Genomic DNA, 21,302 nt, shown 5'->3' on the forward strand with positions numbered 1-21,302 from the left:
GGCGCTGACGTACCGGTCCGGAACGGGCACGAAGCCGCGCAAGAGCGAACACGGAGGCGGCGATCAGAAGAACCCGGCTCGCGGCCGTCCTTGTCACGGCGGCCCTGATGCTCTCCCCCGCTGCGGCTCTGCTGGGCCGCAACGTCCTGACCGGCGCGGTGTTCTCCGCCCTGGCGTCAGACACCCATGTGGCCTCCTTCGAGGGGGAGGATGTCGTCCCCCGCAAAGCGCCCCCCTCGTTCATGGCCACCGGCTACGTGGGGGTGAGCTCCGTAACGTGGACGGAGTGGGGGGACGAGTACGCCGAAGGCTACGCCCGGATCTCCTACGGCCGCCCTTCCTGGGCCTTCGGCGCGGAAGGGGGACGGGTACGCATGAGGCTCAGCTGTCCGGTGTCCCCGGGAGACGGGTTCACCTACTTCGGTGCCTACACCGTCACCTGGCTCTCCCCGCCGCCCCAGAGCGGGGTCGACGGCTGGGAGGACGGCGGCGTCTTCTCCGTGTTAGGGGATGCCTGCGGGAGCGGAGAGCGCTGACGGCCCGGCGGCGGAGGCGGTTCGTCGCCTTCCGGCGTACCCGGTTCCCCGCTGGCGCGGTGCTCCGGCTCCGGTCCGGGACCAGAATGTCGAGACGTCCAGCAGCCGCCCCCTGGAGTACCGGATGCAGGGGGCGGCCTCTCCGATGGGCCCGGCCCACGTTTCCGGCCCGTTTCCGGGCACGGGTCGGCCGGAGCCCCGCTGCCCGCCCGAGGAAGGAGGGGGTACGGGGCCCCGGCCCGGGCGGCTCACGCGCCCACGGCGGCGCCCCTGGCGGCCGGGGTCCGGAACACCTGGTGCGGCTGGAAGACGCAGATGTTTGTCTCGCCCTGCACGTTGGCGTCGGTGATCTCCACGAAGTAGGCGTAGGCGGTGTCCGCCTCCAGCCCGGCGCCGACCCGCACCCCGCCCCGGTTGAGCCCGGCGTCGGGCATGCCCCGCATGCGCTGGATGAAGATGTTGTCCCACCAGGTGAGGTTCTGGGTGTCGAACTCCCGGGCGGAGGACCCCCGGGCCAGCCGGTGGATGTAGTAGGCGTCCGGGCCCCCGCTCCGGTCCAGGGTCTGCCAGGAGCACTGCAGCCCGCCCACCTCGGGTACGTCGGCGAGCTCCTCCCCGCCGGAGGGGGCGAAGGAGGCCAGCAGCGCGTCCCGCCGCGAGGTGTAGTGATCGACCAGCCGCCGGGACGCCCCGGCATCCTGGCGGCGCGACCGGGTCTGCACGCCGCCGTCGGTGCCGCGCACCTCGATCGTGTACTCGCCCTCGGCGAGGAAACCCGTGGGCAGGTTGACCATGTACCAGTAGTAGTCCAGCGTCCGGTCGTAGATGTGGCCGTCGGTGTTGGCCGGGGTGAAGCGCTGGTTGGTGAACTCCACCTCGTACCCGCCCGGGCCGCGGGCGGTGATCGACTCCACGAGTTCGGGGGTCGGCACGCCGGGGGTGGGGTGGAAGGAGACCAGGAACTTGTGCTGCTCCCTGGGCAGCGGCGTTCCGTCGAAGTCCCAGTAGACGTCGCAGGCCATGATGTCGTAGACGCGCAATGGGGGGTGGCTCACGTTCGGTGCCTTTCGCGGTGTGGTCGTTCCGTGTGGTCGTGCCGTCACCGCAGTGTGCGCCCGCGGCGGCCGGTCGCGCATCGGTCAAACCTCGGTCCTCGGCTCCGGGCCCCCGCGCTCCCCTCGGGCGCGCGTTCCCGGACGGCGGTCGCCCGTCCGGGAGCGCGGGGGCCGGTGGCCTACCCGAGGTTCTTGCTGTCGGTGTCCCACTCGGTGGAGCACAGGCCGCAGTCGTCGCCGACGAACTCCTGCCGGGCCCGCTGGTCGCCCTTGAGCTGCCACTCCAGCCAGGCGACGCCGACGCGGCCGTACTCACCGCCGTTGGGCTCGGCGAAGGTGCCGTAGTGGCCGACGTCGAGGTGGCCGATGAAGGCGGGCAGCCCCTGCGGCAGCCGTGCGTAGTCGTCCAGGGCGTTCTCGTAGGCGATGTCGCCGGGGCCGCCGGTGAAGTAGGCGACGGGGGCGTGCAGGTCCTCCAGCAGGTCGTTGTCGCGGTCGGTCAGCAGGCCGCTGTTCCACAGCACGGTGGTGTCCACGCGCGGGTCGTCGGCGACCTCGTAGGTCTCCAGGCCGCCGCAGGACTGGCCCATGATCGCGACGCTGTCGGTGTCGATGTGGCCCCGGTACTCGCTGAACAGACGGTCGTTCTCCTCGATCGCCCAGTCGACCGCCTCGGTGAGCATCTCGGGGTCGGTGCTGCCGAAGCCGCCGGGGCGGCCGTTGGCGATGACCAGGAAGCCGTGCGAGGCGAACTCGGTGAGGATGTTCTCGAACCACGTCCCGTCGGCCCGGCAGGCGCCGTTGCCCCAGGCCACGATGGGCAGCCGTTCGCCCTCGGGCAGGTCCACGGGCCGGTAGACGGTGTGGTCGCGCAGGCGCAGGGTGGTGACGTACTCGGCGTCGTAGGGCCCCGTCCCGCCCAGGACCCGCACCGGGTCGGCGGCGGCCGTCCCGGGGGCGAGGGCGGCGACCGTCGCCAGGCCGAGGAGGACGGACGCCGTTCGGCGTGCCAGTGGTGATCCCATCTCATTCTCCTTGGGGGGTGCGCGAAATGCGGGGTCTGTCTTCCAGCGCGCTGGACACCGAATATCGGACGCCCCGCGGGGGCTGTCAACACACCCTCGCGCACGACACGTGGTTCCACCGATACACCCGCCGGGCCTGCGTTTTCTCCGCCTGGTGACGACGCGCTCACCTGACCAGGAAAGGAGCGGGCCGGGGAAAGGAAAAAACGGCTCCGCGCGAAAAGGCGACGGTTTCTCCGACTCCGCCTGGAACACGGACGGGTTCTTCCGCGACCGGAACGGCACGGCGCCGACCGACCGCGCCCCGGCGGCCCGCGCGGACTGTCGGCGGTCGTTCGCACACTGGGGGGAGCCCCCTGCGCCACGACCCGAACCCGAAGATCTCCGACCACGATCGCGGTAGTGTTTCTTCATGCTGAGACTCCCGGAGGGTGCTCTGTGCTCATCGACCCCCACCATCGAGACGACCGGCTGGCCCGGATCGGAACGTCCTGGACGATCCTGGAGAAGGCCCTGCGCCGGGGCGAGGAGGGCTGGCGCAGCGCCACCCCGAGCCACGGAGTGGACGCCCCCTCCCAGTACGCCCACCGCTGGCGGCTCGCCGCGCTGCGGGACGAGCAGAAGCTCCACCACGGCTGGGACAACGCCCGCCTCCTGCAGATCGAACTCACGGTCGACACCGAACGCACCACCGCCATCCAGACCCTGAGCGGCGACCACCACACCGGCAGCCCGAACCCGGCAGCCGTACCCCGCAACCGGCACCCGCGCGGCCCCAAGGGCCAGCGCCTGCTCACCGGGCGCGGCGAACACGAACAGCTCGCCCTGTTCCCCGAGACACCCCCGATCAGGCACAACGAGGTGTCCCTCGACGGCTGCGAGGAACTGGAGGTGTGGGTGCTCCTGGTCCACCGTGTGGACGACTCCGGGGACGGCCGCGTCTTCTGGCATAGTGAGTTGTCCCGGCCCCACCCGCCCAACGCACGGGGCTACATCACCGGGTGGCACGAGCGCGTCCCGCTCCCCGCCCTGGAGATCGGGGCCGTGGCCCTCCCGGAGGGCGACGAGGAGCCGGAGGGACTCGACGTCCCCGTCAACTTCCGCTAACGACGACCGTGCCCGGCGGGTCCGCGCCCGCCGGGCCGTGGACAACGACAAGGCAGCCGCACACCATGGTCACGCCGTCACGCATCCGGCTCGCCCGGGAGCGCAGGGGACTCACCCTCGCCCGGTTGGCACGGATGAGCGGGATCTCGCAGCAGAGCCTGTCGGGTTACGAGAACGCGCACGCCGTCCCCACGGCGGACACGCTCGCCGCCATCGCGGGCGCCCTCGGGTTCCCCACGGCGTTCTTCACCGCCGACGAGGTCGAGGAGGTCCCCTCCGAGGCCGTGGCCTTCCGGGCCAGGACCAAGACCTCGATGCGCAAACAGAAGGCCGTGCGCTCCCAGGCCGCCCTGGCGATCGAGCTCAACGACTGGATCGGGCGGCACCTCGCCCTGCCCGAGCCCTCGGTCCCCACCTACGGCAGGCCCTCCCCCGAGGCCGCCGCGGAGATGGTCCGCTCGCTCTGGGAACTGGGCGACACCGCGGCCCCCAACATGGTGCACCTGCTGGAGGCGCACGGGATCCGGGTCTTCTCCCTGGACACCGAGCACCAGGAGGTGGACGCCTTCAGCTTCTGGCGCGACGCGGTGCCCTACGTCTTCCTCAACACCGGCAAGAGCGGCGAGCGGGGCCGCTTCGACGCAGCGCACGAACTCGGCCACCTGGTCATGCACGGCCACGAACGCCCCTCCAGCGGCCCCGGGGCCGAACGCGAGGCCAACCAGTTCGCCAGCGCCTTCCTCATGCCCCGCGCCGACGTCGTGGCCCGCATGCCCGCGGGCGCCCAGATCGACCAGGTCCTCAAGGCCAAGTCGATCTGGCGGGTGTCGGCGATGGCCCTGGCCCACCGGCTCCACGACGTGGGGCTGCTCACGGACTGGCAGTACCGCTCCACCTGCCGCCAGCTCGCCGAACTGGGCTACCGCTCGGCCGAACCGGACGGCATCGCCCGCGAGACCTCACAGGTGCTGCCCAAGGTCTTCTCCCTGCTGCGGAGCAGCGGCCGCACCCCGGCCTCGGTGGCCGCCGCGCTGCACATCCCCCTCTCCGAACTGCACGCGCTGATGTTCGGGCTCTCCATCACCGCCCGCACCGGCACGGGGACGGGAACCGCGCCCCCCGCCGAAAGGCCCGTGCTCCGGGTCGTTCCCGACTCGCGGCGGTAGGGCGCACCGGAGTCCGACCGGCGCGGCGGCTCACAGCTCGATGACGGTCTTGACGTCGTCGCCGCCGGGCTCGAACGCCTCGTGCGCGCGCTCCAGCGGCAGCCGCCGGGTGATCACCCGCTCCAGCCAGGAGTGGTCGGCCCGCGCCAGCGCCCGCGCGGCCATCTCGTAGTGGCGCAGGTTGGCGTTGACCGACCCGAAGAGCACGTCGTTCTCCAAGACCAGCCGACGGTTGATCTCCCCGGCGTCGACGTCGATCGTGCGCCCGCCCGACGAGATGCCGGTGAGGCACACGATCCCGTAGGCCGCGTTGTGGGCCATCGCGTCGAGGATGACACCGGAGGCGCCGGTGGCCTCGATGACCACGTCCGGCTCACCCGTGGCCGCGACCTCGGCGACGCCCCCGGTGTGGTAGGTCGCCCCGAGGGCGGCCACCAGCTCGGGCTTGACCCCGTGCTCCACCCGGTCCAGCACGTGCACGTCCAGACCGCGCTGGACGCCGATCATGGCGGCGAGCAGGCCGATCGGCCCGGCGCCGGTGACGAGCAGGCGGCGCGGCTCGAACCAGGCGCGTCCGCCGATCCGGTCGATCTGGTCCCACGCCTTGGCCACGACCGTGGTCGGCTCCATCAGCACGCCCACGCGCTCCAGCGACGGGTCGAGCCGGACCGCGTAGTCGGCCTCCACCGTCCACTGCTGGGAGCCGTAGCCGTGGAGCTGCTTGATGCCGCGCTCGGTGAACCGGCCGTTGCGGCACATGTCGAACTCGCCGTGCGCACAGGCCCCGCACGGCACGGGGTCGGGCCTGCGCACCACCCCCACCACCAGGTCGCCCGCGGAGAAGCCGCTGTCGTCGGGGGCCTCGCGCACCCGGCCCAGCGACTCGTGCCCCAGGACCAGGCGCTCGTGGCCGGGCGGCGCCTCGCCGTACTCGGCGGCCGCGATCTCGCGGTCGGTGCCGCAGATCCCCAGCGCGATGCCGTCGACGAGCAGCTCCCCCGCGCCCGGCACGGGCGCCTCCACCTCGCTGACCCGCACCGAACCCGCCTGCGACGGCAGCACTGTCAGAGCACGCATGGCCCTCCCCCTCACCTGACACACGTGTCGGCCCCGGTCCCGTATACCGAGGCGCCCCCGGAACGCCGACCCGGGGTCGGGAACGGTCTCCGGCGCCCGCCCCGCTTCCCGGGGATTCTGCCAAGCGGCTACCCGGACGCCGCTCCCGACACACGAGGCGGGGCGCGAACGTACCGGGGCGGAGCGGGAGCGGGACACGGACGTGACCGGACGGGACCGGGCGCGAACGCGCCGGGGCGCGAGCCGAACCGAACGCGAACGGGCCGGGGCGTGAACAGCCCGAGGCCGCTACCGCACCGCTCCTGTGGTGTACTGGCCGACTGGACAGGACACGACCGGAAGGGGCACGAGGTGCTGCTGGGTTCGGGCGCGGGCGAGGGGACCGCGGTGAGCGTCGGCGGGGCGGGGCTGGACCGCGAGGGACTGTGGTCGGCCGCGGCCGCCGTGGCCGAGCGGGTGGCGGGGGCGGACGCCGTCGCCGTGCACGGCGAGGCCTCGCTGTCCACGGTCGTCGCGGTGGTCGGCGGCCTGCTGGCCGGGGTGCCCGTGGTCCCGGTCCCCGCAGACTCGGGGACCGCCGAGCGCCGCCACATCGTGCGCGACTCCGGCGCCGCGCTGTGGCTGGGCGCCCCGCGGGAGGACGTCGACCTGCCCGTCGTCCCCGTGGACCCGGCCGAGCGCTCCTCGTTCACGCTCCCCGAACCGCCGCCCGACTCCACTGCGCTGGTCATGTACACCTCCGGGACCACCGGACCGCCCAAGGGCGCCCTCATCCCGCGCCGGGCCGTGGCCGCCGACCTGGACGCGCTCGCCGACGCCTGGGACTGGACGCCCGACGACGTGCTGGTGCACGGTCTGCCGCTGTTCCACGTGCACGGCCTGATCCTGGGCGTGCTGGGTGCCCTGCGCGTGGGCAGCCCGCTGCTGCACACCGTCCGCCCCACCCCCGCCGCCTACGCCGAGGCGGCCCGGGGGGCTCGGCGCGGAACCCTGTTCTTCGGCGTGCCGACCGTGTGGTCGCGGATCGCCCGCGACCCCGACAGCGCACGCGCCCTGTCCGGGGCGCGGCTGCTGGTCTCGGGCAGCGCCCCGCTGCCCGACACGGTGGCCGACGGACTGCGGGGGGCGTGCGGCCACAGCCCCGTGGAGCGGTACGGGATGACCGAGACGCTGATCACCGTGGCGGCGCGCGCCGACGCGCCCCGGCGCACCGGCTGGGTCGGGACGGCGCTGCCGGGTCTGGAGACGCGGCTGCGCGGCGAGCACGGTGAGCCCGTCGCCTCCGACGGTGAGAGCGTCGGTGAGCTCCAGGTCCGCGGCGCCACCCTGTTCGGGGGTTACCTCGGGCTGCCGGAGGCCACGGCCGCGGCGTGGACCGGGGACGGCTGGTTCCGCACCGGCGACGCGGCGGTCCGCGACGGGGACGGCTGGCACCGGATCATGGGCCGGATGTCGGTGGACATGATCAAGACCGGCGGCTACCGGGTCGGCGCGGGCGAGGTCGAGGCGGTGCTGCTCGGGCATCCCGGGGTTGCGGAGGCCGCCGTGGTGGGCGAGGCCGACGACGACCTCGGCCAACGGATCGTGGCCTACCTGGTGGGCGAGGGCATCTCCCCCGAGGCGGTCATCGACTTCGTGGCCGAGCGCCTGTCGGTGCACAAGCGCCCGCGCGAGGTGCGCGTGGTGGACACGCTGCCGCGCAACGCGATGGGCAAGATCCAGAAGAAGCTGCTGGGCAACGCGCCCGCCTGAGTGTCGGCGGGGCGGCGGCCCGCCCGCCGGGGCGGGGTCGGGGAACGCGTGCCCGCCGACGGCCGCGGGTCCGCCGCCGGGAGAGGTGTGGGGCAACGCGCGGGTGTGATCGCGGGCTGCCTGGACAGGGGTTCCTTCCCTTGCTGGAGCATTTGGCCAAACTGCACTTTTACGACGTAGATCACAAAAGGGACATTCCGACAGTCGCCGGGACGCAGGCGGTCCACCGCGGTGGACCGCCCGCCCGCGCACCAGCGGGGAACGCGGCGGGAACCGGACGAGGCGCGCGGTGGGACGGCTCTCCTGAGGGCCGCCAGGGCCCGCCGGACGGGGGTCGGAGCCGGGTTAGGCGCACCTTTGTTGGAATCATTCCAGAAAAGTGGTTCAATGGGCGCATGCACCAGACGGAGACCGAGGCCCTCCTCCGGGGGGCTTCGCTACGCGTGACCCGACCCCGGGTAGCGGTCCTGGAGGCGGTCGGGGCTCATCCGCACGCCGACGCCAGCACCGTGCTCCAGGCGGTCCGCGGCCAGCTCGGTGCGGTGTCCACACAAGCGGTGTACGACGTGCTCAAGGCTCTGACGGACGTCGGACTCGTCAGGCGGATCGAACCGGAGGGGTCGCCCGCGCGCTACGAGCGCAGGGTGGGCGACAACCACCACCACGTGGTCTGCCGCAGCTGCGGCACGATCGCGGACGTGGACTGCGCCACCGGAGCCGCGCCCTGCATGACGGGTTCACAGGACCACGGTTTCGCCATAGACGAGGTCGAGGTCACCTACTGGGGCGTCTGCCCCGACTGCCAGAAGGCCTGACACACGCCCGGTGCCCTGACCGCGGCACCGAAAGATCCCACCTTAGGACCGAGGAATTCATGTCTCAGGACAACACGAAGCCGCTGACCACGGCCAACGGCGCCCCGGTAGCCGACAACCAGAACAGCCTCACCGCCGGACCGCGCGGCCCGATGCTGCTTCAGGACCTGTGGTTCCTGGAGAAGCTCGCGCACTTCGACCGCGAGGTCATCCCCGAGCGTCGGATGCACGCCAAGGGCTCCGGAGCCTTCGGTACCTTCACGGTCACCCAGGACATCACCCGGTACAGCAAGGCCGCGATCTTCTCCGAGGTCGGCAAGCAGACCGAGATGTTCGCCCGCTTCTCCACCGTCGCCGGTGAGCGCGGCGCCGCCGACGCCGAGCGCGACATCCGCGGCTTCGCCCTGCGCTTCTACACCGAGGAGGGCAACTGGGACGTCGTCGGCAACAACACCCCGGTCTTCTTCTTCCGTGACCCCCTGAAGTTCCCCGACCTCAACCGCGCCGTCAAGCGCGACCCGCGTACCAACATGCGCTCGGCCGAGAACAACTGGGACTTCTGGACCAACCTCCCCGAGGCCCTGCACCAGGTCACCATCGTGATGTCGGACCGCGGCATCCCCGCCGGCTACCGCCACATGCACGGCTTCGGCTCGCACACCTTCTCGTTCATCAACGAGGCGGGCGAGCGCTTCTGGGCCAAGTTCCACTTCCGGACCCAGCAGGGCGTCAAGAACCTCACGGACCAGGAGGCCGCCCAGGTCGTGGCCGAGGACCGCGAGTCCGCGCAGCGCGACCTGTTCGAGGCCATCGAGCGGGGCGAGAACCCCAAGTGGACCTTCTACGTCCAGATCATGCCCGAGGCCGAGGCGGCGGACTACCGCTTCCACCCCTTCGACCTGACCAAGGTCTGGTCCAAGAAGGACTACCCGCTCATCGAGGTCGGCGAGTTCGAGCTCAACCGCAACCCGGAGAACTACTTCGCGGACGTGGAGCAGGCCGCCTTCACCCCGGCCAACCTGGTCCCGGGCATCAGCTTCTCGCCCGACCGCATGCTCCAGGGCCGCCTGTTCTCCTACGGTGACGCCGCCCGCTACCGCCTGGGTGTCAACCACCACCAGATCCCGGTGAACTACCCGCGCGGCGCCAAGCTGGTCAACACCTACCACCGCGACGGCACGATGCGCGTGGACGGCAACCAGGGCGGCGTGCCCGGCATCGAGCCCAACTCCTACGGCCGCTGGCAGGAGCAGCCCTCCTACGCCGAGCCGTCGCAGGCCATCGGCTCCACCGCGGACCGGTTCGACTACCGCGAGGACGACGACAACTACTTCGAGCAGCCGGGCAACCTGTTCCGCCTGATGAACGCGGACGAGCAGCAGCGCCTGTTCGAGAACACCGCGCGCGCGATCGACGGCGCCTCCCAGGCCACCATCGAGCGCCACATCGGCAACTGCACCAAGGCCGACCCGGCCTACGGTGAGGGCGTGCGCAAGGCGATCGAGGCCCTCCAGGCGGGCAAGGTCTCCGCGACCGACCCCAACTCGGACGCCGTCTGAGCAACGCCCGAAGCCCTGACCGGGGCGAGGGCGTGAGGACCCCGGATCCGGGTCCGATCCACCGAGCCGACGCGGCCCCGACCGCGTCGGCTCGGCCCGTTTCGGGGCCCGGGCCCCGGAGGGCGCCGGGCGCCGTGGGGCCCGGGGGCCGCGGCGGCGCGGCCCCCGGATCGGGATCAGCGGATCAGGGCAGCAGGTGGGAGCGGCCGAACATCTCGGTCGCGGCGCGGGCGCTCGGCGTGCCCGCGTCGAGGTCGGCGCCCGCGGCGACGAGCAGCGCCACGATGCCCTCCTCCCCCTTGAACAGCGCACCGGCCACGGGAGTCTGGTCCCGGTCGTTGCGCAGGTCCACGTCGGCGCCGCGGTCCACGAGGGCGCGGACCACGGCCTCCTGGCCGTGGTAGGCGGCGAGCATCACCAGGGTGTTGCCCTGCTCGTCGCGGGTGTCCACGGGAAGGCCGTGGTCGAGGAACTCCACCAGCTCCTCCGTGCGCCCCTCCCGGGCGAGGTCCATGGCCAGGGCGATGACCCGGCCCGTCTGCTCTGCGGAGAGTTCGTTCATGGGCTCCATGCTAGACATCCCCACCTGGCAGAACGCGCATACGCGGCCGCGGCGGGGCCCGGGTGGGCCCGGGGCGGGGCGGTGTCGCGGCCGGACAGGGGACGCGCGGGGCAGTGCAGGGCACGAATCCTTGCCCGCAAACCCCTGTGGCGCAAGGGTTTCGTGGTTGCGGCGGTGCCCGCCGGGCCAGGACAATCGCAGCGCGACACCCACTTCCCCCGAGAGGACGCCATGACCGCCACTCCCCCCATCGACACGTCGGTCCCCCACTCCGCACGCGTGTGGAACTACTGGCTGGACGGCGAGGACAACTACCCCGTCGACCGGGAGCTGGGCCGGCGGATCGCGCAGGCCTTCCCCGAGATCGTGGAGGTCGCCCGCGCCGACCGGCAGTTCCTCGTCCGCTCGGTCACGCACCTGGTCGAGGAGGAGGGCGTCCGCCAGTTCCTGGACATCGGCACAGGCCTGCCCACCGCCAACAACACCCACGAGGCCGCCCAGGCCGCCGCGCCCGAGTGCAAGGTGGTCTACGTCGACAACGACCCCCTGGTGCTGACCCACGCCCGCGCCCTGCTCACCAGCAGCCCCGAGGGCTCGACGGAGTACGTCGACGCCGACCTGACCGACCCCGGCCCCCTCCTGGAGCGGGCCCGCCGGTACCTGGACTTCTCCCAGCCGATCGGGCTGACGTTCATGGGCACCCTGGGCCACTTCCCCGCGGTCGAGAGCACCTACGCCCTGGCCCGCGCCTACGTGGACGCGCTGCCGTCGGGCAGCTTCCTGGCCCTGTGCGACAGCACGAGCACGAGCCCGCAGATCATCGAGGCGTCCAAGGCGTGGAACGAGGGCGCGAGCCAGCCCATCCACCTGCGCACCGCCGAGGAGATCGAGCGCTTCTTCGACGGTCTGGAACTGCTGGAGCCCGGCGTGGTCTCGGCGTCCCTGTGGCGTCCGCTGCCCAGCGAGCCGGGCACGCCCAAGGAGGTCGCCCAGTACGGCGGCGTGGCGCGCAAGCCCTGACCGCGGACGCGTGCACGGGGGCGACGGGCCGGAGAAACCCCGATCGGGGAACGGGGGCCGAGCGGTCCCGCGCTCACCGGGGGACGGGAGAGCCGGACGGACGGCAGCAGGGCCGGGCAGCCGGGTCCGCGGTCCTCGGCGGGTGAGCGGCACACCGCGCGGTCCACGGACCGGCCTCCCCGAGAAATCCGCGATCCGCCCCGATCAGGCCTGTGGACAACCCGATCCGGCCGTGTCCGCGCGCGCATACTCAGACCATGCTCTCCTCACACGCCTCCGCCCTGCTGTCCGCCCTCCTCGACGACCTGCCCGGCACCAAGCACCTCCTGACCCTGCACACCCGGCACGCGCTGGCCACGTCCGTCGAACGCCGGGAGGAGGGCTTCGACGTCGAGCATCCGGCGGTGGTGGAGCGGCTGTGCGCCGCCCTCACCGGCGGTGACCCCGCGGCGGTGGTGCTGCACAGCCCCACCGACCGGATCTCCCACACGCTTCCCGACGGGGTGGACGTCCCCGTCACCCTGGTGCGCGGCTGGACGGTCGCCGACCGGACCCTGGTTCCCCTCGACGAGGCGCGGATGTTCGACGCCCACTGCACCGACTCCGCGTCGGGAGAGCCCGTCCCGCCGGAGCCGGGCGTGGTGTACACGGACGCGCCCGCGGTCGACCTCACCCTCTTCCACGGCACGTGAAAGCCCCCGGTGCCGCGCGGTGCGGCGCCGGGGACCCTCACGTACCGCCCGGGGCGGCGCGGCGGCCGCGGCCGCCGCGCCACGGGTGGATGCCGGTGGCGTCCTGGGTCAGTTCGCGTTGCAGGAGACCGTCGGCCATGTCCAGTTGCCGTTGTGGTCGATCGTCACGCCCCAGTTGTTGCCGTTGCCGTTGGGCCTGGCGGTCAGCACCTGGGAACTGGGGTAGTCGGCGCCGACGTTCCACGTGGCGCTGATCCTGGCCGGGGACGGCACGTTCATCGTCACGGTCCAGTCGTTCGAACCGCTGACCGAGACGTTGAGGTTGTACCGGTCGCTCCACTGCTGGCCCGCGGACAGGGTCGCGGTGCAGCCGCCGCCACCGGGGTTGCCGGGGTTTCCGGGGTTGCCGCCGCCGCTGGAGCCCACGGTGATGTTGGAGCTGCCGCTGCTCTGGTAGCCCTCCGTGGCCATGATCATGTAGTCGTGGTTGCCGAGGTTCATTCCGGCGCGGGCCCAGGCGTCGAAGTGGTTTCCGGAGGTGATGGTTCCGCCCGTGCGCCTGGACTGGCGCACGCTCCAGTACTGGGGGAAGGTCTGGATGCCGTCGATGGAGGGGGCGTCGTAGCGCATCGTCCGGTAGATGTCGTACGTGCCGCCGTCGCTGGTGACCGTGCCCATGTGCGTTCCGGTGGGCCGGTAGGTGCCCCAGTTGTCGACGATGTAGTACTCCACGAGCGGGCTCCTCGTCCACCCGTAGAGCGTCAGGTAGGAGTTTCCGGACGGGTTGAAGCTGCCCGAGTAGGTCACCGCCCTGCGCCCGCCGGTGGGCCAGCCCTTACCGGCGACGAAGTTGCCGGTGTTGCGCCATGAGGTGGTGTAGTTGCCGCCGGAGCCCAGCTCCATGGAGACGGTCCCCTGGCTGTCGGTCCAGAAGGAGTAGAAGTAGCCGTTGTGGGTGCCGGTCTGGTTGGTGGTGATGGCCGCGCTGGCGGTGCCGGGCAGCAGCGCCAGGGTCGTGACCAGCGCGACCGCGACGGCGCAGACCCGGCCGACGAGCGTTCTGGCGCGACCGTCCCCGCGGCTCCGCGGGGGTGCGGGGGAAGGGTTCATGAGTGCTTCCTCCTCGTGGATGGGGGGTCAGGAGGCGTGCGGAGGATCAGATCGGGGGTGATCCGACCCGACGGGGACCGTGATCCCCGTCACAGGGTCAGTGTCCGTCCGGCTCCGCTGTGTTGTCAATAAATTCCGGAAGATTCCGGATAACTTGACGGAAGTCTCTCCTGGCGTCCGACATTTGCACTGCTCAGCGACATGGCGATACCACGCGACCACGACCGATCGCTCTTACTTCCGGAAGGCTTCCGGATCACAGTGGACGGGGTGCCGCCGCCCCACGGGCGCGCCAAGAGCCCGGCACGCGCGGGCAACGCCTTCCCGCGCGGGCCACGACAATTGGCTCCGGCCTCCCTCTCGGGCCCGGTCCCGTGCCATGCTGGGAGTCATGGAGGTCAACGAACCGCGGCTGGAGATCGAGTACTGCACCCGGTGCCGGTGGCTCCCGCGGGCCACCTGGATGGCACAGGAGCTGCTGACCACGTTCGAGGCCGAACTCGGCGAGGTCTCGCTCGTCCCGGGCACCAACGGCGTGTTCGAGGTGCGCCTGGACGGGGAGAGCGTGTGGTCGCGCCGGACCGACGCGGCCTTCACCGACGCCGCCGAGCTCAAGCGCCTCATCCGGGACCGGATCGCCCCCGAACACCACCTGGGGCACTCCGAGCTGCCCTCGGACGGCTAGGGGTCGAGGTCGGGCCCGTCCGCGCCGGGCGCGAACGGGCCCCTTCATGAGCGCCGCAGGACCGGGGACGGCGACGGCCGCCGCCCGGCTCAGACCTGACCGGTGTACTCGGCCCAGTTGACGTAGACGTCCTCCAGCAGGTCCGCGGGGAGTTGGCCGACGAAGTCGCCGATCTCGTCCTTGGCGAGCGGTTGCGCGGCCACGACGCGGGCCCAGCACTTCTTGTCCACGTTGGCCACGCCGTGGTTGAGCTTCACGCAGTACTTGGTCCTGCGGGAGGACTGGCTCGAACAGGGCACGACCATGACGATCGGCCATTCCTCGTTCTCGTTCTCGGCCTCTCCGCTGATCACGATCACCGTACGTTGCGGGTGTGGATCGCGGTCGTAGTCCGGGGGCAGGGTGAGACGGTGGTCGGGAACCCGGTAGACCCCGCCGCGCCTGATCGCGGGCTTCACTCCTCACCCAGCGCTTCCGTGGTCGCCCGGCGGCGTGCCTCGGCGAAGGAACCCATCTCCTCCAGCAGGTCCGCGCCGACGCCCGGGTCCGACTCCGCTGCGGTCCTGTGGGACAGACGCGCCCTGTAGCGCTCCTTGAGGGCCTGGTACTGCTTGCGGCGCCTGGCCCGGCTCAGGTCCAGCAGCACACCACGCTCCCCCTCGGTCTGGGCCCCCGCCATGGGAGGCGTCTCGTAGGAGAGGTCGCGCAGGGCGGCCGCGGACTTGCCGCCGTGCTCGGCGACGACCTTCTCCAGGAAGACCGTCAGGTCACGGTCCAGGGTCACCTCGACGTCCTCGACCAGCCGGAGCCCGGCATCCGCGGCAAGGCTGTGCGGGTCGTACTCCCTGGCGATGACACCGGCGGTCACGAGGGCTTCCTCGACCCTGTACTGGGACGTGTCGAACGGGCCCTGGCTCTCCCAGCGCCATGTCGCCCCCGAGAACGCCACGCCCCCGGCCTCCACCGCGGTCAGGTCCGCGAGATAGAGGAGTGTGGCGACCTTCGCACGGTTGAGCACCCGGCCGTGGTCATGGGCGACCCGGAGCAGGGCGAGCACGGACCGCAGAAGGGGATCTTCCGGCTGGGTGAAGATCATGCTGTGTGCCACCTCCGCTTCGATCGCGCACGAGGGGGTCGTCATACCGAATCTCTTTCGAGTCTAGGGGGCGTGCACGGGAACACGGGGTCCACCGTGCCGAAGGCCCGACCATGCTCGCATGACCGGCTCTTCGGATACGGGCGTTCACAGAAAATCCGCCGGTGCCTGATCGGAGAACCGGTGCCGACCCGCGGCGGTCAGTGCAGAGTCGGATCGGCGACGGCCGCCGCCCGCCCCCGGACGGTTCAGGAGCGCCGGAACGGCCGGCGGCGCCGGTCCCGACGCCCTGACCGGGCACGCCCCCGGGGCGCCCACGGCAGCCACGGCTCGCGCGGCGGGTGGGCGACCCGCGTCTGTTCGTCCTCTCCGGCCAGCGCCCGTTCGGCCCCCTCGGGTTCGAGCCCGGCGAACAGCATGATGTCGGTGGCGACCATCCGCACGTACAGGTGGGCCGCCCCGGTCACGGGGTCCTCCAGCGCGTCCTCGTCGAAGGGCCCGACCAGGGCGAGCACCCGGTCGACCGCGCGCTGGCGCGCCGCGCGGTCCCCGAGGCCCTCGGCCAGCACGTCGAGCACGGAGGCCATCTCGCACACCACCGGCGCAAGGCGTCGGCGCTCGCCGGTCTCCGTGGCGGCGGTGGTCCGCGCGAGGGACAGGCAGCTCTCCCCGAGGATGATGAGCCGGTCGATCCGCTCGTCCTCGTACCGCAGCGGCTCGGGGTCGGTCCACCGCGCCCTGGACCAGCGCACCGCGCGGTGGCTGTTCTCGCGTGCGCGGCTGAGGTCGGCCATGGGCCTGCTCAGGGCGCCCAGGCGGTCCACCGTCCACAGGGAGGGGTCCTCGTCCTCCTCCAGCGCGCGGCCGGTCGCGCCGAGCAGGCGGACCATCTCGGCCAGCGCGGCGGCCTCGGCCCGGCGCAGCCGCGAGACCACCCGGGCGGGGAACAGGAGCTGGCTCACCATGAGCGCCACACCCGCTCCGATGAGGGCGTCGGTGAGCCTGCCGGTCCCGGCGAAGGCCACGGTGAGGATCGCACTTGCCGCCGCCTGGGCGATCACGAGCCTGGCGGCGCCGACGGCGACGGAGATCGCCATCGCCACGCCGGTGGCGGCGGCCAGGGCCCCGTAACCTCCGCCGGTGGCGGCCAGGGCCAGTTCGCCGACGACGATGCCGATGACCACGCCGAGCAGCATCCGCACGGCGTTGGTCCCCCGCTCCCCGCCCGTGGCGTTGAGCGCGATGACCGCGGCGATCGGCGCGAAGAAGGGGGAGTGGTCGCTGACGAGGCCGCCCGCGATGATCCACGCCGCGGTCGCGGCGAACGTGGCCTGCACCACCGATCCCCCGTCCGCGGACAGGCGGTCCAGCGCCGCCGATCCCGCGCGGGCCGCCGACCGCGCTCCGGCGCGGACGAGGCCGCTCAGAGACCGCATGCCCCTCCCGACGCCTCCGGGTCCGGCGGGCTCCGCACGCCCGCGTGGACACAGCCACTGCCCCCACAGCTATTCATGAGGATCACATGATCACTCTGCGAAACAAAAGCCCCGCGCGTCACTTGAGCAGAAGTCGGCCGCGCCGCTTCCCTCGCAGCGGCACGGGCTCCCCGCCGGGGCCGACGGAGTCCGCGCGGGAAACGGTCGGCCCCGGACGGCGAACCGGCCGACCGGCCGCGCACACCCCTGGCCGAGCGGGCACATGTTACGTACGCTTACTCTCGGTGAGGGAAAGCGCGCCTGCTCCGGCCCCCGCTCACCGGGCGCCTCCCCCTCGCCCGTAACCACCCCCTGCCACCAGGAGAGACGTGAGCAAGAGGATCGGTATCGTCGGCGCCGGGACGGCGGGTCTGCACCTGGGCCTGCACCTGCTGCGGCACGGTGTGGAGGTCACCCTCTTCACCGAGCGCTCACCGGACGAACAGCGACGCTCGAAGGTGCTCAACACCGTCGCCCACCACGCCGTGACCGTGGAGCGTGAGCGCGCTCTGGGCGTGGACCACTGGCCGGTGCGGGAGTTCGGCTACCCCGGGCACGAGTACCGGGTGGGTCCCGGCCCGGAGCCCACCGCCTTCCGGGGCCGCTTCAGCGCGCCCAGCCGGGCCGTGGACTACCGGATCTACCAGCCCCGGCTGACCGAGGACTTCGCCGAGCGCGGCGGGGAGCTCGTGCTCGGCCGCCTCTCCCCCGACGACCTGCCCTCCCTGGCCTCCCGGTTCGACCTGGTCGTGGTGTGCACCGGGCGCGGCCCGTTCGCGGAGGTGTTCAGGCGCGACCCCGCGCACCCGGCCTTCGCCCGCCCCGGAAGGGCGCTGTGCGCCGGTCTGTTCACCGGCGTCGCCCAGCAACCCGTCCCCCAGGTGACCTTCCACGTCTCCCCGGGCGCGGGCGAGATGATCGAGTTCCCCACCTGGACCGACGGCGGTCTGGTCATGGCCCTGGTCATCGAGAACCACCGCGGCTCCGCCCTGGAGGCCCTGGCGACCACCCCCTACGAGGAGGACCCCGGGGCTTTCCGCGACCTCGCCCTAGAGCTGCTGCGCGAGCACTACCCGGACTGCTTCGAACGGATCGATCCGGCGGAGTTCGGCCCGCTGGACGGGCCGCGCGGCATCCTCCAGGGCGCGGTGACCCCTGTAGTGCGCCGCACGCACACGGTGCTGGACGACGGCACCGTCGTGCTCGCCCTCGGCGACGCGCACGTCACCGTGGACCCCCTGCTCGGCCAGGGAGCCAATATCGCCTCCCACGCCGCGTGGGTGCTCGCCGAGGAGATCGTCCGCCAGGACGTCCTGGACCGCCGCTTCGTCGAGCACGTGGACATGCGCCGACAGGACCGCGTCCTGTCGGCGTTTCGCACCACCAACCTGTTCATGGAGAACCTGGAGGCCCTGCCCGCGGACTTCGTGGAGTTCCTCGGGGAACTGGGCCGCAGCCCCTCCCTGGCCGACGAGTTCACCGAGTGGTTCAACTACCCCGAGTGCTTCTGGGACGACCTGGCCGACCCCCGGCGCACGGCGGCCTGGATCGCCCGGCACGCCCCAGCGTGAGAGGCGGCCCCGGCGCCACCCGGCCTTCGCACCGGTTACCGTCGGGGCATGGTGATCCCGAGCGACGAAGAGATCCGCGCGCTACACGAGAGGTACGCGCCCACGCGTGAGGCGTTCGACCTCGTTCACACCCACTGCGAGATCGTGTGCGCGGTCGCCGAGCAGCTGCTCGACCGCTCCGGCCCGGCGCTGGACCGCGCCCTGGTCCGGGCGGGGTGCCTGCTGCACGACATCGGGGTCTACCGGCTGTACGACTCCTCCGGGCGGCTCGACCACACGCGCTACGTGAGCCACGGGGTGCTCGGTCACGAGATCCTCGCCGGGGAGGGGCTGCCCGAGGCGCTGTGCCGGTTCTGCTCGCACCACACCGGGGTGGGGCTGACCCGGCAGGACATCCGCGACCAGGGGCTTCCCGTTCCGGAGGGGGACTACGTGGCCGAGTCCGCCGAGGAGGAGCTGGTGATGTACGCCGACAAGTTCCACAGCAAGCGCAACCCGCCGGTGTTCTTCTCCGCCGACTCCTACGCGGCCTCCGTCGCCCGCTTCGGCGAGGACAAGGTGACCCGCTTCAAGGAGCTGCGCACGCGCTTCGGGGTCCCCGACCTGGCCCCGCTCGTGGCCGCCCACGGCCACGCCCTGCTCTGAACCGGGCCTGTCGGCCGACGCGTCAGACGATGCGCCCGTTCACGGACCGGCGCCCGTGAACGGGCGCTCCCCTTACCGGGCGCTGTTCCCCGGGGACCGGTGTGGGACCGGCGGGGAGAGCCGCACGACATTTACTTGACAAGGAAGAAACTTCCCTAGGATGGTGTTGTTGGGGCAAAGCAGCCCCGACCTCCGAGGCACGGTAAACCCCTCGGACCTACTGACTGGGAGACCACCATGTCCGACGCGACCGAGTCGACACCGCGGGCGTCGTCCCCGGACGAGCGCACCCTGAGCGACGACACGGGCATGGACGCCGTGACCCTGCGCGTGGGCGACCTGGAGTCGATGACCTCCTACTACGCGAACGCGCTCGCCCTGGAACCCGTCGAGGAACGGGCGCACGGCCGGGAGGTGCACCGTGTGCTCGGCCGCGGCCGGACCCCCATGGTCCGGCTGGTCTCCACCCCGGGGCTGCCCGCCGTCGACCCGCGCCAGGCCGGGCTGTTCCACACCGCGTTCCTGTTCGAGACCCCGGCGACGCTCGCCGCGACCGTCTACCGCGCGGCGCAGGAGCCGCGCAGCCGGTTCGTGGGCTCCTCCGACCACCTGGTCAGCGAGGCCTTCTACTTCACCGACCCCGAGGGCAACGGCATCGAGCTCTACACCGACCGGGACCGGTCGGCCTGGAGATACGACCAGGGGCGGCTGCGGATGGGCACGCTGTACCTGGATCCCAACGACTACCTGCGCACGCACCTCGACGAGGCGGTCGTCGCCGAGGGGCCGCACCGGGCGGGCAAGGTCGGACACGTGCACCTGCAGGTCGGCGACATCGAGACCGCCAGGGCCTTCTACGTCGACGCGATCGGGTTCGAGACCACGGTCGACACCTACCCCGGCGCGCTGTTCGCCTCGGCGGGCGGCTACCACCACCACGTCGCGATGAACACCTGGCAGAGCGCGGGCGCGGGTCCGCGTGCCGCGAGCCTGGGGCTGGGCGACGTGGCGATCACCGTGCCCGCGCGGCAGGACCTCGACGCGCTTGTCGCGCGTCTGAGGGAGCACAGGCTGGACCACGCCGACACCGGCAGGTCGGTGGTGCTCCGCGACCCGTGGGACACACAGGTGACGGTCGCCCTTCCCGGCACCAGCACGGAGGAGCTCCTGGACCGCTGACCGTGGCCGCTGTCCGGGCCGGACCGAGGACCTGTCCGGGGCCCGGTTCAGGCCCGGACCAGGGAATCCGGGGTCGGCGGGGCGGCGATCAGCTCCTCGGGGGCGGTCAGGTACCAGGCCTCCAGGGTGAGCTCGCTGAGCTCGTCGAGGTCGATCCCGTCGAGGTGGACGACCACCCAGCCGAACCCGCCCGCGGTGAACTGCACCTCGAACACCTCGGGCCGCTCGGCCACCAGCGCGGTCTGCTCCAGAAGGGTCTGCTTCAGCCCCACGGTGGCGGTGCGCGGCCACAGGTAGCCGAAGGGCCTGCCGCGCACGCGGAACGTCGTGTACTGGTCCGAGTCCTTGGACTCGCACTCCGGCAGCGCGCTCACCAACCGCATGAACCGCTCGATCTCCACACCCATGGGAGGAGCCAACCACACGCCGCCGACAGGTCGGCACGCGACGGGTGGCCACCCGTCGGCGCCGGGGCCGGTCCCGGCACCGGTGAGCCCCGCTCGGGCGGGAGGAACCACAGGTCAGGCCAGTGCGGCGACCACCGCCTGCTCGTCGCCCCACCGGGCGAGAAGCCGCACGCTCCCCTCGGGCCCACCGTCCAGGACCCGCTGGACCAGCACCCGCCCGCCCCGGGAGGAACCGGTGCCGGGCTCCCTGGAGACCACGACCTGCTGGGACCTGTTCTCCAGGCGGCGGCCCTCCTCCCAGACCTCCAGCTCCGCCTGCTCCTGCACGCCCTCCAGCGCCCGCCGGAAGCAGGAGAGGGACACCTCGTCCTCAGTGCCGTCGTAGACCCAGCGCGTTCCCAGGACCGAGTGCTCCAGGGTGCCGACGAGGTGGTCCTCGTGGCCGGGCAGGGGCGCGCCCCGGTAGGTCAGCGGCAGGTGGAGCAGACGGTCCCCCCGCCGGACCAGGAACACCTCCACCCCGACCTCGCCTTCCGGATCGTCGAACCGGTACGCGCCGAGGATCTCGCCGGGCCCCTGGCCCGCCCACGGCTGACCGTCCAGCCAGGCGCCGATCAGCTCGGGTTTGCTCGGTGTGAGAGTGGCCTTGTAAATGATCGCCATGGGCCCAGTATCCGGCACCGGCGTTCGGGCGGGAAGCTGGCGGACCGCGAGCCCCTCCCCCGGCCGTCCGGACGCGGGAACGCACGGGACCGGCGCCCCGGCGCG

At 72.2% G+C, this 21,302-nt stretch carries 22 protein-coding genes; 12 read left to right on the plus strand and 10 right to left on the minus strand.

Features of this window, described 5'->3' with window-relative positions; genetic code table 11:
- The first annotated feature begins 107 nt into the window (after window positions 1-107).
- On the plus strand, window positions 108-536 hold the full coding sequence (locus ACSTA4_RS18535) for a hypothetical protein (RefSeq protein ID WP_444960381.1): 429 nt from the start codon (window positions 108-110) through the stop codon (window positions 534-536).
- Between the two features lie 248 nt (window positions 537-784).
- On the opposite strand, the gene ACSTA4_RS18540 is transcribed toward ACSTA4_RS18535, so the two are convergent.
- Complete coding sequence (locus tag ACSTA4_RS18540; RefSeq protein ID WP_444960382.1) at window positions 785-1,591, minus strand: hypothetical protein; 807 nt, start codon at window positions 1,589-1,591, stop codon at window positions 785-787.
- Between the two features lie 179 nt (window positions 1,592-1,770).
- Window positions 1,771-2,616: an alpha/beta hydrolase gene (locus tag ACSTA4_RS18545; protein ID WP_444960383.1), complete on the minus strand. Its 846-nt coding sequence runs from the start codon at window positions 2,614-2,616 to the stop codon at window positions 1,771-1,773.
- Window positions 2,617-3,054: 438 nt separating this feature from the next.
- Between ACSTA4_RS18545 and ACSTA4_RS18550 the strand changes: the two genes are divergently transcribed.
- Both ACSTA4_RS18550 and ACSTA4_RS18555 read left to right on the plus strand, forming a co-directional pair.
- Window positions 3,055-3,723: a hypothetical protein gene (locus ACSTA4_RS18550; protein WP_444960384.1), complete on the plus strand. Its 669-nt coding sequence runs from the start codon at window positions 3,055-3,057 to the stop codon at window positions 3,721-3,723.
- Window positions 3,724-3,788: 65 nt separating this feature from the next.
- A complete protein-coding gene (locus tag ACSTA4_RS18555) occupies window positions 3,789-4,889 on the plus strand; it encodes a helix-turn-helix domain-containing protein (RefSeq protein ID WP_444960385.1) in 1,101 nt (366 codons plus the stop codon).
- A gap of 30 nt (window positions 4,890-4,919) precedes the next feature.
- Here the strand turns inward: ACSTA4_RS18555 and ACSTA4_RS18560 are convergent, their stop codons facing one another.
- Window positions 4,920-5,966: a glucose 1-dehydrogenase gene (locus tag ACSTA4_RS18560; protein ID WP_444960386.1), complete on the minus strand. Its 1,047-nt coding sequence runs from the start codon at window positions 5,964-5,966 to the stop codon at window positions 4,920-4,922.
- A gap of 351 nt (window positions 5,967-6,317) precedes the next feature.
- On the opposite strand from ACSTA4_RS18560, the gene ACSTA4_RS18565 reads away from it, so the two are divergent.
- The 3 genes from ACSTA4_RS18565 to ACSTA4_RS18575 all read left to right on the plus strand — a co-directional run bounded on the left by ACSTA4_RS18565 (window position 6,318) and on the right by ACSTA4_RS18575 (window position 10,092).
- The gene (locus ACSTA4_RS18565; RefSeq protein WP_444960387.1) at window positions 6,318-7,718 is read left to right on the plus strand and encodes an acyl-CoA synthetase; all 1,401 of its coding nucleotides are present in this window, start codon (window positions 6,318-6,320) and stop codon (window positions 7,716-7,718) included.
- Between the two features lie 395 nt (window positions 7,719-8,113).
- Window positions 8,114-8,533: a Fur family transcriptional regulator gene (locus ACSTA4_RS18570; protein WP_061080189.1), complete on the plus strand. Its 420-nt coding sequence runs from the start codon at window positions 8,114-8,116 to the stop codon at window positions 8,531-8,533.
- Between the two features lie 59 nt (window positions 8,534-8,592).
- A complete protein-coding gene (locus ACSTA4_RS18575; protein ID WP_444960388.1) occupies window positions 8,593-10,092 on the plus strand; it encodes a catalase in 1,500 nt (499 codons plus the stop codon).
- 184 nt (window positions 10,093-10,276) lie between these two features.
- Here the strand turns inward: ACSTA4_RS18575 and ACSTA4_RS18580 are convergent, their stop codons facing one another.
- A complete protein-coding gene (locus tag ACSTA4_RS18580) occupies window positions 10,277-10,654 on the minus strand; it encodes an ankyrin repeat domain-containing protein (RefSeq protein ID WP_444960389.1) in 378 nt (125 codons plus the stop codon).
- A gap of 231 nt (window positions 10,655-10,885) precedes the next feature.
- Here ACSTA4_RS18580 and ACSTA4_RS18585 point away from each other — a divergent pair, with 231 nt between their 5' ends.
- Together ACSTA4_RS18585 and ACSTA4_RS18590 are read left to right on the plus strand one after the other, a co-directional pair.
- Entirely contained in the window at window positions 10,886-11,674 is a 789-nt protein-coding gene (locus ACSTA4_RS18585; RefSeq protein WP_444960390.1) for an SAM-dependent methyltransferase, read from the plus strand.
- Window positions 11,675-11,931: 257 nt separating this feature from the next.
- Window positions 11,932-12,366 (plus strand): hypothetical protein, encoded by a 435-nt coding sequence (locus ACSTA4_RS18590; RefSeq protein WP_444960391.1) that lies wholly within the window; start codon window positions 11,932-11,934, stop codon window positions 12,364-12,366.
- A gap of 108 nt (window positions 12,367-12,474) precedes the next feature.
- On the opposite strand, the gene ACSTA4_RS18595 is transcribed toward ACSTA4_RS18590, so the two are convergent.
- Entirely contained in the window at window positions 12,475-13,476 is a 1,002-nt protein-coding gene (locus tag ACSTA4_RS18595; RefSeq protein ID WP_274973760.1) for a glycoside hydrolase family 11 protein, read from the minus strand.
- A 391-nt stretch (window positions 13,477-13,867) separates the two neighbouring features.
- Here ACSTA4_RS18595 and ACSTA4_RS18600 point away from each other — a divergent pair, with 391 nt between their 5' ends.
- Entirely contained in the window at window positions 13,868-14,161 is a 294-nt protein-coding gene (locus ACSTA4_RS18600; RefSeq protein WP_444960392.1) for a SelT/SelW/SelH family protein, read from the plus strand.
- Between the two features lie 89 nt (window positions 14,162-14,250).
- Here the strand turns inward: ACSTA4_RS18600 and ACSTA4_RS18605 are convergent, their stop codons facing one another.
- From ACSTA4_RS18605 to ACSTA4_RS18615, 3 genes are all read right to left on the minus strand, one after another.
- Window positions 14,251-14,619 (minus strand): type II toxin-antitoxin system PemK/MazF family toxin, encoded by a 369-nt coding sequence (locus tag ACSTA4_RS18605; RefSeq protein WP_274973761.1) that lies wholly within the window; start codon window positions 14,617-14,619, stop codon window positions 14,251-14,253.
- Complete coding sequence (locus ACSTA4_RS18610; RefSeq protein WP_416026660.1) at window positions 14,616-15,302, minus strand: hypothetical protein; 687 nt, start codon at window positions 15,300-15,302, stop codon at window positions 14,616-14,618. Before ACSTA4_RS18610 ends, ACSTA4_RS18605 begins: the two co-directional genes overlap by 4 nt.
- Window positions 15,303-15,505: 203 nt before the next feature.
- The gene (locus tag ACSTA4_RS18615; RefSeq protein ID WP_444960393.1) at window positions 15,506-16,693 is read right to left on the minus strand and encodes an FUSC family protein; all 1,188 of its coding nucleotides are present in this window, start codon (window positions 16,691-16,693) and stop codon (window positions 15,506-15,508) included.
- A 368-nt stretch (window positions 16,694-17,061) separates the two neighbouring features.
- On the opposite strand from ACSTA4_RS18615, the gene styA reads away from it, so the two are divergent.
- The 3 genes from styA to ACSTA4_RS18630 all read left to right on the plus strand — a co-directional run bounded on the left by styA (window position 17,062) and on the right by ACSTA4_RS18630 (window position 20,127).
- Window positions 17,062-18,303, plus strand: a complete 1,242-nt coding sequence (gene styA, locus ACSTA4_RS18620) for a styrene monooxygenase subunit StyA (protein WP_444960394.1) — start codon at window positions 17,062-17,064, stop codon at window positions 18,301-18,303.
- 48 nt (window positions 18,304-18,351) lie between these two features.
- Entirely contained in the window at window positions 18,352-18,948 is a 597-nt protein-coding gene (locus tag ACSTA4_RS18625; RefSeq protein ID WP_444960395.1) for an HD domain-containing protein, read from the plus strand.
- Window positions 18,949-19,185: 237 nt separating this feature from the next.
- Window positions 19,186-20,127, plus strand: coding sequence for a VOC family protein (locus ACSTA4_RS18630; protein ID WP_444960396.1), 942 nt, complete (start codon window positions 19,186-19,188; stop codon window positions 20,125-20,127).
- 47 nt (window positions 20,128-20,174) lie between these two features.
- Here ACSTA4_RS18630 and ACSTA4_RS18635 read toward each other — a convergent pair whose 3' ends face one another.
- Together ACSTA4_RS18635 and ACSTA4_RS18640 are read right to left on the minus strand one after the other, a co-directional pair.
- Window positions 20,175-20,534 carry an MmcQ/YjbR family DNA-binding protein gene (locus tag ACSTA4_RS18635; protein WP_444960397.1) on the minus strand — a complete coding sequence of 120 codons (360 nt, stop codon included), beginning with the start codon at window positions 20,532-20,534 and terminating at the stop codon, window positions 20,175-20,177.
- Window positions 20,535-20,648: 114 nt separating this feature from the next.
- Window positions 20,649-21,197 (minus strand): CG0192-related protein, encoded by a 549-nt coding sequence (locus ACSTA4_RS18640; RefSeq protein WP_444960398.1) that lies wholly within the window; start codon window positions 21,195-21,197, stop codon window positions 20,649-20,651.
- Window positions 21,198-21,302: the final 105 nt, after the last annotated feature.

The organism is Nocardiopsis sp. M1B1 (assembly GCF_052466615.1).